The sequence below is a fragment of the Rhodovulum sp. 12E13 genome, from assembly GCF_003340565.1.
GTDB lineage: Bacteria > Pseudomonadota > Alphaproteobacteria > Rhodobacterales > Rhodobacteraceae > HLUCCA09.
On record NZ_QPLK01000067.1, the window covers coordinates 1 to 5,868 of the forward strand.

The 5,868-nt window shown below is 64.1% G+C and carries 7 protein-coding genes; 1 reads left to right on the forward strand and 6 read right to left on the reverse strand.

Annotated features, from left to right (window positions below; translation table 11 throughout):
- Positions 1-30: 30 nt before the first annotated feature.
- Positions 31-600: an MFS transporter gene (locus DLJ49_RS20625; protein WP_115395395.1), complete on the forward strand. Its 570-nt coding sequence runs from the start codon at positions 31-33 to the stop codon at positions 598-600.
- Between the two features lie 6 nt (positions 601-606).
- On the opposite strand, the gene DLJ49_RS20630 is transcribed toward DLJ49_RS20625, so the two are convergent.
- The 6 genes from DLJ49_RS20630 to DLJ49_RS20660 form a co-directional block, all read right to left on the reverse strand.
- On the reverse strand, positions 607-1,422 hold the full coding sequence (locus DLJ49_RS20630) for a formate/nitrite transporter family protein (RefSeq protein WP_115395396.1): 816 nt from the start codon (positions 1,420-1,422) through the stop codon (positions 607-609).
- An 81-nt stretch (positions 1,423-1,503) separates the two neighbouring features.
- Positions 1,504-2,283, reverse strand: coding sequence for an ion channel (locus tag DLJ49_RS20635; protein WP_115395402.1), 780 nt, complete (start codon positions 2,281-2,283; stop codon positions 1,504-1,506).
- Between the two features lie 130 nt (positions 2,284-2,413).
- A complete protein-coding gene (locus DLJ49_RS20640) occupies positions 2,414-4,081 on the reverse strand; it encodes a BCCT family transporter (RefSeq protein ID WP_115395397.1) in 1,668 nt (555 codons plus the stop codon).
- A gap of 27 nt (positions 4,082-4,108) precedes the next feature.
- Positions 4,109-4,507, reverse strand: coding sequence for a universal stress protein (locus DLJ49_RS20645; protein WP_115395398.1), 399 nt, complete (start codon positions 4,505-4,507; stop codon positions 4,109-4,111).
- Positions 4,508-4,787: 280 nt separating this feature from the next.
- Positions 4,788-5,045, reverse strand: a complete 258-nt coding sequence (locus tag DLJ49_RS20655) for a hypothetical protein (protein WP_115395400.1) — start codon at positions 5,043-5,045, stop codon at positions 4,788-4,790.
- A complete protein-coding gene (locus DLJ49_RS20660; RefSeq protein WP_115395401.1) occupies positions 5,042-5,716 on the reverse strand; it encodes a YcbK family protein in 675 nt (224 codons plus the stop codon). The genes DLJ49_RS20655 and DLJ49_RS20660 overlap by 4 nt, the downstream gene beginning before the upstream one ends.
- Positions 5,717-5,868: the final 152 nt, after the last annotated feature.

The window sequence follows — 5,868 nt, forward strand, 5'->3', positions numbered from 1 at the left end:
TGAAGCGGGGTGATCGTGGTATCGTCGTCCATGGCGTATCGCTCCTTCGGGAGGTTCTGGCAGGCTTCATCACCGGCCACGATACGCCGCCTTCGCAGGCCCCATCACCCATTTCCCGGCATAGCTCCGGGGCGCAGCGCGCTCGACCAACTGGGGCCACTGGTGATGGCCTCGACCGCGGCTTCGGTACTGGCGTCCTATGTCTGGGGGCGGCTGTCTGACCATTCCAGCCGCCAGACGCTGATGGCTGCGGGCGCGCTCGGAGCACTTGTCTTCGCGGTGGTGGGCGGCGTGGGCGTTGCGCTTGGCGGGATCGGCGGGCCGGTGGGTGCTGCGGCGGCGATCTTTGCCGCCCAGATCGCCTATGAGGGGGTGCGCGCGGGCCGCAAGCTGCACCTGACGGACATGGCCGAGGATGCGTTTCGCGCCCGCTACACGGCGCTGTCGAACACGCTGATCGGTCTCGCGCTCATGGCGGGCGGATTGTTCGGGATCGCGGCGGACCGGTTCGGCCCCGCACCGGTCCTACTCGGCTTCGCCGTCATCGCGGCGCTGGGTGCGATCCTCGCCCGCGACCTCGAGGAGGTGCAGAAGGACTGAACGCCCTCAGATCTCCTCACGCACCTGTGCATAGGTCAGCGCCGCGAAGATGCCCGTGCCGCCGAGAACGTTTCCGGCGAGAGCCGGGAGGATGCCGCCGAAGATCGCCGGAGCAAGCCCCAGCTCTCCGCCCATGACGAGCACGAACAGCTCGGTCGAGCCCGCCACCACGTGCGACATGCCGCCCAACCCGATGATGTAGGTGATGATCACGATCATCAGCACTTCGCCGGCACTTTCCATCCGCGGCAAGATCCAGACCAGCGCCGCGATCAGGAAGCCCGCGGGAATACCCCAGGCGAAATGCTCGAACGGTGTCGCTTCGGCATAGTGGCGCGAGATGGCGACAATGCCCTCGAACCGTGCATCGGGCAGGATGTGCCCGTGCACCAGAACCAGCGCCGCAGCCAGACAGCCCGCCATGTTGGCCGCGAACACGATACCCCACAGCCGCGCGATCTGCGCGAAGGTCGACCGCGTCGGCGCGAGAAACAGCGGCAGGATCGGCGTGATCGTGTTCTCGGTGAACAGCTGCATCCGGCCGAGGATGACGATCAGGAAGCCCACCGTATAGCCGAGGTTGGTGACGCCCGCAGCCCAGTCGGCGTGGGGCAGGATCGACGCGAGAAACCCCTTTGCCAGCACCGAGGTGCTGATCGCCAGCCCCGCGGCGACGCCCGACCACCAGAGCGCGCTCAGCGGACGAGACAGTTCGTGCTCCCCCTCGCGGCGGATCGCCTCGAAGATCACCGAGGTCGGAACTTTCGCGTATTCGTTGGCTTGTTTTTCTTCGTCTCGGTCGAGATCGGCTTCTTCGGACATGTGTTTTCTTTCAACATACAGCGGATGCGGCACGCCGGGCACAGCGGCAGTTCGGCCAGTGATCGGGCGTGGCCGGTACCCTCATGCCCCCGTCTCGCCCTCCGTCTCGATCTTGAGCGGCTCGCCGCAATGCTTGCAGTGGATCGCATCCGGCTCGTGCCGATTCAGACCGCATTCAGGGCACTTATACTTGATTTTCGATGGCTGGAAGATGGCGCGCGCAAGCTGCACGAAAAGGGCCACGCCCACCACCATGATGAATACCGACAGCAGCTTGCCGCCCGGCGTCGTCATGGTGATGTCGCCGAAGCCTGTGGTCGTCAGCGTCGCCACCGTGAAGTAAAGCGCGTCGATGTAGCCCGCCACGCCGGCCGCCTCGTCAAAGGTCAGCACGAAAACGACCGACGTGGTCACGAAGATGAAGACGAACAGGTTGACAGCCGCCAGGATCGCATCCTCGTGACGGCGGAAGATCAGGCTTTCGCTGCGCAGGTCGCGCAGCAGATGGTAGGAGCGGATCAATCGGAGCCCGCGCAGAACGCGCAGGAACCCGAGGTTTTCGGCCAGAAACGGCGCCAGCAGCAACGATGTGACAACGATCAGATCGGCGATGGTATGGACTTGCAGCAATTCTCGACGTCGGTTTGGGGCGATCCACATCCGGGCTGCGAAATCCAACAATATGACCATGCCCAAAACGGCATTGAGTGCCGTGATGGCTGGTGTCGCCGGCAGCGCAGCGGTCGCGATGAAATAGACGATGCTGGCCGCATCGAACGCAATCAGCCCGTAGCGAAAGCGGCGGGCGCGTTCGCTCGTGCCGGTGTAGAGAAGCCTGACGGCGCGATGAAACTGTTCCATGAACTCAGCATAAACCGGGTGTGCCGACGAACGCGCGGCCCGACCGCCGAAAAACGCACCGCCATCGACCGCGCCGCGCGGCATGGTCGCAAAGGCCGGCAGGGCGACCCAAAGCCGCCCTGCCGATGTGTCAGCGCGGTTCGCTCATCAGGCCGCGCACGATGGAATAGCACGCGCCCAAAAGCACTATGGTGAAGGGCAGCCCGGTCGAGACCGCCATCGCCTGCAACGCCACAAGACCGCCGCCCAGCAGCAACGCGATGGCTACAAGGCCTTCGAAACTGGCCCAGAACACCCGCTGCGGTGTAGGGGCATTGACCTTGCCGCCCGCCGCGATGGTGTCGATCACCAGCGAGCCGGAGTCCGAGGAGGTGACGAAGAACACCACCACCAGGATGATGCCGATCAGCGATGTCAGCCCGGTCAGGGGCAGCTGGGTCAGCATCTCGAACAGTTTCAGTTCCAGCGCCGCGTCCTGCACCCCGGTGAAGCCGTCATTCACCACCTGCCCGATCGCGGTGCCGCCCATCGCGGTCATCCACAGCACTGAAAGCACAGTCGGAACGATCAGCACCGCGATCAGGAATTCGCGCACCGTCCGGCCGCGGCTGACGCGGGCGATGAACATGCCCACGAAGGGCGACCAGCTGATCCACCACGCCCAGTAGAAGGCCGTCCAACCCGACGTGAAGTTCGCGTCCTCACGCCCGAAGGGCATCGAAAGCGCCGGCAGGTATTCCCCGTAGGCCACGAGGTTGGAGAAGAACCCGGAGGCGATTTCCATCGTCGGGCCAAAACCGATCACGAAGATTAGCAAGATCGCCGCCAGCGCCATGTTGAGTTCCGACAGCCGTTTGACGCCCGCATCCAGGCCCGCCACCACCGACACCAGCGCCAGTGCCGTGATGACGATGATCAGCGTGACCAGCATGGGGTTGGCGGTCGAGGTGCCGAACAGGAAGTTCAGGCCCGCAGCCGATTGCTGCGCGCCGATCCCCAGCGATGTGGCAAGACCGAAGATCGTCGAGAAGATCGCGAGGATGTCGATGACATTGCCCGGCCAGCCCCAGACCTTTTCTCCGAAGATCGGGTAGAAGCAGGAGCGCAAGGTCAGCGGCAGGCCTTTGTTGTATGCAAAGAGCGACAGGGCCAGCGCCACGACGGCGTAGATCGCCCAAGGATGCAGGCCCCAGTGAAAGATCGTGGCCGCCATGCCAAGGCGCGCGGCCTCGGCGGTATCGCCCTCGGCCCCGCCCAGCGGCGCCCAGTCGGTGCGCAGGCCGTCTTCGCCGACGCTGATGCCGCCCATGGCGGACCCGAAATGGCTCATCGGTTCGGAGACGCCGTAGAACATCAGCCCGATACCCATGCCTGCTGCAAACAGCATCGAGAACCAGCCGACATAGCCATAGGACGGCGTCGCGTCGGGGCCGCCGAGGCGCACCTTGCCCAGCGGCGACACGATCAGGAACAGGCAAAGCAGCACGAAGATGTTGCCCGACAGCAGGAAGAACCAGTCGAGATTGCCGGTCAGCCAATCGCGAACGTTCAGGAACACCGGCTCCAGCGCGGTCTGGTAGGCCATCGTGAGGAACGTGAAGGCCACGATCCCCAACGCCGAAACGGTGAACACGACCTGGTGAATGTCGAATTCAAGCTTCCAGGAACTGGCGATGTTATCCTGTCCAATCTCGAAGTCGGTCTCGATGATTTCGGTTTCGCCTTCAGGTTCGGGGATGGGCTCGACCTCGGGCTGATCGTCCGGTTCCATTTCGTTGTTTTTGGTATTTTCAGTCATTTTATTTTCATCCTGAGCGGGTACGCGTCAGCGAACCACGAAGACCGAAACATCAGCATGCGAGGCCACCTTGCCCCCATGCGAGGGCCAGATGGCGTTCATCACGTTTGGAATATGTGAGGCCATCACCACAAGATCCGCGCCGATCTCCTTGACCGCGTCGAGGAGAATACCGTCGATTTGCGCGGTCGGATCATGCACGACATAGGTTTTCGAACTGGCCCCCTCTGGAAGTTCGGTGGCACTTTCTTGCGCAAACGCCGCCATCTTCTTTTCGAATTCGGCAGGGTTGTGCGCGGAAGGTCCAGGAACTTCTGACGTGACGCCGACGAACGTCAACTTCGCTCTAAACTGCTTGGCGAGGGCTCGGGCCGTGTCGATCGCCTTGCCCATGCGATCGGCATGTTCAAGGTCGATGGGCACCATGATGTGTTGATATGGCACAGTGATTCTCCAAGAGAGGTGCACGCTCGCGTTTTTATGCTCAAACATCAGCCAGAGTAATTGCTTTTTTCGAGACGTGGTTTGTGGGACGAAGCGGAGCTACTACTCGCACACTTGCCCCTGCTCCCGCATCACGGCATAGTCCACCAGCATCTCTACGACTGCCGATCCCTCCGGCAGCAGGGCCAGTTCCTCGGCCGCCCGAGCCTGGAATTGGCGACTATACTCGAAGACCGGTGGACACACCCCTGGCCCGGTGCCGTCAGAACCGACCGTCGCGCAGGCGCTCAGCAAGCTCGTTGCGATCGCGAGGGCGGCGAGCTGCTGCTTCCAGCATCTGGCGTTGGACATCATTGACCTTCTCCGTTGTCTCAAGGCGTTCGGCGAGGCGTCCCGCTCGCTCGCCGGACCGCCGAAGCGCAAGCAGGAACAGGAGTACTGCCAGCGCGATGGCTCCGTAGCGCAGCGCCGCCCGCATCCATGGGCGCGTGGCGATCCCGGCGAGGAGCCCGGAGATCACCGCCGCCCCCGCTTCCAGTCATCGAGCCGAGCGTAGATCGTGACCGCGATCCCGCCGAGAGCCGCGGCGATGAACACCCAACGCAACGTGTCGAGATAAGGCACGAGCGGCAGGATGGCGGTCTGGGTCTCGGCCAGGACGCTCTGCGCCACCTCGACGCCTGCCGCGCCCAGCGTCGCAACGCCGGCCGCGCCACCACCCTTCATGGTGCGGCTGTCGGCCAGCACTTCGCGCGCGGGCGGCGTCTCCGCTGCAAATGCGGTCGCCCGGATTGGGAACCGCTCGCCCCACTGACGCGCCGGGCCGAGGTCGACATGGATGAAGCCCGAACGCGGATAGAAGCCGAAGCCGAGGAACCCGAACTCCCGCGCCGCCGCCTCGAAAGCCACCGGGTCGTGGTTCGTCATGGCTATGTCGAAGGCCGTGCCATCGAGATGCTTCGACCGGGTGGCGCCGCCGACGGCACGGTTGTGCTCGGGGCTGCGATAGGCGGAACGCACGATCAGCGGCTTGCCCAGCCGGTCGCGCAGCGCCTGCAGCCTGTCGAGCGCGGGTTCGTTGATCAGCAGCTTGCCGGTGCCCCGGCAGGCGATCTCGGCGGGGGAGAAGTTGGGCCAGCGCCAGGTGCCCTCAGGCACATCACGCCAATGGCGGTGGAAGGTCGTCGTCATGGGGTCCTCCGAAAACGAAAAACCCGCCTCAACCCGCAGTATTCACCGAATGCGTCTGAGCGGCGGATTTGGCGGTCGTGGGCCGGTCGTGAGGACCGGTCGAGGGTTGTGCAGACCCTCCCGAGCGGCGCGACGCCTGTTGACGGTGCGCG